3 protein-coding genes are annotated in these 3,232 nt (G+C 72.7%); all 3 read left to right on the top strand.

Going from position 1 to position 3,232, the window contains the following annotated elements; all coding sequences use genetic code 11:
* Positions 1-102 precede the first annotated feature (102 nt).
* Genes AB0I76_RS25930 through AB0I76_RS25920 form a run of 3 tightly spaced genes read left to right on the top strand, consistent with a single transcriptional unit; the run spans position 103 to position 3,187 of the window.
* A complete protein-coding gene (locus AB0I76_RS25930; protein WP_357040541.1) occupies positions 103-2,655 on the top strand; it encodes an ATP-dependent Clp protease ATP-binding subunit in 2,553 nt (850 codons plus the stop codon).
* 14 nt (positions 2,656-2,669) lie between these two features.
* Positions 2,670-2,837 carry a hypothetical protein gene (locus tag AB0I76_RS25925; RefSeq protein WP_357040538.1) on the top strand — a complete coding sequence of 56 codons (168 nt, stop codon included), beginning with the start codon at positions 2,670-2,672 and terminating at the stop codon, positions 2,835-2,837.
* Positions 2,837-3,187, top strand: a complete 351-nt coding sequence (locus tag AB0I76_RS25920; RefSeq protein WP_357040535.1) for a DUF3140 domain-containing protein — start codon at positions 2,837-2,839, stop codon at positions 3,185-3,187. The genes AB0I76_RS25925 and AB0I76_RS25920 overlap by 1 nt, the downstream gene beginning before the upstream one ends.
* The last annotated feature ends 45 nt before the right edge of the window (positions 3,188-3,232 follow it).

The following is a 3,232-nucleotide window of genomic DNA, read 5'->3' as shown; positions in this document are numbered from 1 at the left end:
GATCCGGACCGCACGCCCCCCGCGCGCCGCGACGGCGTTTGTCGGGCCGACCGCCGGGTAGCCCCTGCCGACCGTGCCGCGCCCGAGCAGCGGAGGACAGACATGATGGGACCCGGCGACTTCGGCTCCGATCCGTGGGACGAGTTCCTGGCCCGGTACTTCGGCCGGAGTGAGGGTGGCCGGCGGCCCGCGCACCGGGTCGACATCACGCGCCTGATGACCGCCGACGCCCGGGAGATGCTGGCCGACGCGGCCCGGCGGGCGGCCCAGAAGCAGAGCAACGACCTGGACACCGACCACCTGCTCTGGGCGGCGCTGCAACGGGAGCCGCTGCGCGACCTGGTCCGTCGGGCGGGTGCCGACCCCGACACCCTCGTCAACGCCCTGGGCGGTCGCGGCGACGGCGCGCCGAGGGGGGAGGTGCCGCCGAACCTGTCGCTCACCCCGGCGGCCAAGCGGGCGCTGCTCGACGCACACCAGCTGTCCCGCGCCATGGGTGCGAACTACATCGGTCCCGAGCACATCCTCATGGCCCTGCCACTTAACCCGGAGTCGCCGGCCGGCCGGATGCTCGCCGCGGGCCGTATCCAGCCCGAGTCGCTGCAGGCGGCCAGCGCCGAGCGCGGGCCGATGACCGGCCCGAAGCCGGACCGGGGCACCCCCACCCTCGACCAGTACGGGCAGGACCTCACCGAGCTGGCGCGCATGGACCAGATCGACCCGGTGATCGGCCGCGCCGACGAGATCGAGCAGGCCGTGGAGATCCTGTCCCGGCGCACCAAGAACAACCCGGTGCTCATCGGTGAGGCGGGCGTCGGCAAGACGGCCATCGTGGAAGGTCTCGCCGAGCGGATCTGCGACGGGGACGTGCCGCAGACGCTGCTCGGCAAGCGGGTCATCCAGCTCGACCTGGCCGGGCTGGTCGCCGGCACCCGGTACCGCGGCGACTTCGAGGAGCGCCTGAAGAAGGTGATCGAGGAGATCCGCGCCCACCGCGAGGAGCTGATCGTCTTCCTGGACGAGATCCACACGCTGGTGGGTGCGGGTGGGGCGGGCAGCGAGGGCGGCATGGACGCCTCCAACATGCTCAAGCCGGCGCTGGCCCGGGGTGAGCTGCGGGTGATCGGCGCGACCACGCTGGACGAGTACCGGCGCAGCATCGAGAAGGACGCCGCCCTGGCCCGCCGGTTCCAGCCGGTGTACGTGCCGGAGCCGACCGTCGAGGACACCGTCGCGATCCTGCGCGGCCTGCGCGACCGCTACGAGGCCCACCACCAGGTCCGGTTCACCGACGAGGCGCTGGTCGCCGCCGCCGAACTCTCCGACCGGTACATCACCGACCGCTTCCTGCCGGACAAGGCCATCGACCTGATCGACCAGGCCGGCGCGCGGGTCCGGCTGCGCACCCGCACCCCGGCCGCCGACGTGCGCGAGCTGGAGAACCAGCTCGACGAGGTACGCCGGGACAAGGAGCAGGCCGTCGCCGACGAGCAGTACGAGAAGGCGTCCTCCCTGCGGGACCGGCTCGCCGAGCTGGAGGAGCAGATCCGTCGGGCGCAGGGCGACGGACCCGACTCTTCGCAGGTGCCGCAGGTCGGGCCGCAGGAGATCGCCGAGGTGGTGTCCCGGGCCACCGGCATCCCCGCCAGCCAGCTCTCCGAGGAGGAACGGGACCGGCTGCTGCGCCTGGAGGGTCACCTCCACGAGAAGGTGGTGGGCCAGGACGACGCGGTCACCGCCGTCGCCGAGGCGGTACGCCGCTCGCGTACCGGCCTGGCCGACCCGAACCGCCCGATGGGCTCCTTCCTCTTCCTCGGCCCGACCGGCGTCGGCAAGACCGAGCTGGCCCGCGCCCTGGCCGAGGCGCTCTTCGGCGAGGCCGACCGGATGGTCCGGGTGGACATGAGCGAGTTCCAGGAACGGCACACGGTCAGCCGCCTCGTCGGCGCGCCCCCGGGGTACGTCGGCTACGAGGAGGCCGGGCAGCTCACCGAGGCGGTACGCCGCCGCCCGTACGCGGTGGTGCTGCTGGACGAGATCGAGAAGGCCCACCCGGACGTGTTCAACATCCTGCTCCAGGTGCTCGACGACGGGCGGCTCACCGACAGTCAGGGCCGGACGGTCAACTTCAAGAACACCGTTCTCATCATGACCAGCAACCTCGGCTCGGAGCTGATCACCGGCACCCAGCGGGCGGTCGGCTTCGGCGCCGGCGAGGGCGGCGGCGGGGAGAGCGACGAGTTGCGCGAGCGGTTGATGCGCCGGCTCCAGGAGAACTTCCGCCCCGAGTTCCTCAACCGGGTCGACGAGGTGATCATCTTCCGTCGGCTGGAGGCCGAGCAGTTGCGCCAGATCACCGGCCTGCTGCTGGAGGAGACCCGTCGCCGGCTGCACGCCCAGGACATCGAGGTCGAGTTCACCGCGGCCGCGACCGACTGGCTGGCCGAGCACGGCTACCAGCCGGAGTTCGGCGCCCGGCCGCTGCGCCGCGTCATCCAGCGCGAGGTGGACAACCACCTCTCCCGGATGCTGCTCGAATCCGCCGTCTCGCCGGGGCAGAAGGTCACCGTGGACGCCCGCGACGGCCAGCTCGCCTTCGACGTCGCCGCGGGCGAGCGCGGCTACACGGCGGCGTCCACGTCGCATCCCCGATGACGCGGGAGGGGCAGATGACCGAACCCGAGGAAACCCAGGACAGCGCCGAACGGACCGAGCCGATCGTGGCGCCGCCGACGGCGAACCCGGCCCGGGTGCAGGTGCCGCCGGAGGGCCCGGGCCAGCAGACCGACGAGCGGGACCCGGCGGCGTCCGAACGCCGCCGGCGAGAGGAGGGCTGATGGTACGCGAGAAGCGAGTCGACGCCGAGGTGGACGTGCTCTGGGACGACTTCCACGCCCAGGTGAACGTGCCGTCCGCACAGTTGCGGCAGTGGCTGCTGACCCGGGGCTCCGGCGAGGAGTCGTTCGGCCCGAACCCGGACCTCGACCTGCCCGAGCCCGGCCGGCAGATCCTCCAGGTGCTGACCAAGCGCAAGGTGGACCTCACGCCGGAGGACATCGAGGTGATGCGGGACGCGGTCGATCGCATCGAGTCGCTGATGGACGCGAAGCCGCCGCGTGGCAACGCCGACGACGAGTGGCGGCACTCCCTGCTCGACCTGGGCCACGACCCCCTCGTCGAACGCTGACCCGCACCACGCTCCGGGCCGGGGGCGCCCCCCCGCGCCCCGCCC

Source organism: Micromonospora sp. NPDC049799 (assembly GCF_040656655.1).
Taxonomy (GTDB): Bacteria; Actinomycetota; Actinomycetes; order Mycobacteriales; family Micromonosporaceae; genus Micromonospora.
The sequence above is the reverse complement of the archived record's forward strand: the minus strand, read 5'-3'. Positions and strand labels throughout refer to the sequence as shown.

Excerpts from the sequence above, each read along its gene's own strand:
- AB0I76_RS25920 (WP_357040535.1), top strand. The coding sequence starts at position 2,837 with ATGGTACGCGAGAAGCGAGTCGACGCCGAGGTGGACGTGCTCTGGGAC.
- AB0I76_RS25925 (WP_357040538.1), top strand. The coding sequence starts at position 2,670 with ATGACCGAACCCGAGGAAACCCAGGACAGCGCCGAACGGACCGAGCCG.
- AB0I76_RS25930 (WP_357040541.1), top strand. The coding sequence starts at position 103 with ATGATGGGACCCGGCGACTTCGGCTCCGATCCGTGGGACGAGTTCCTG.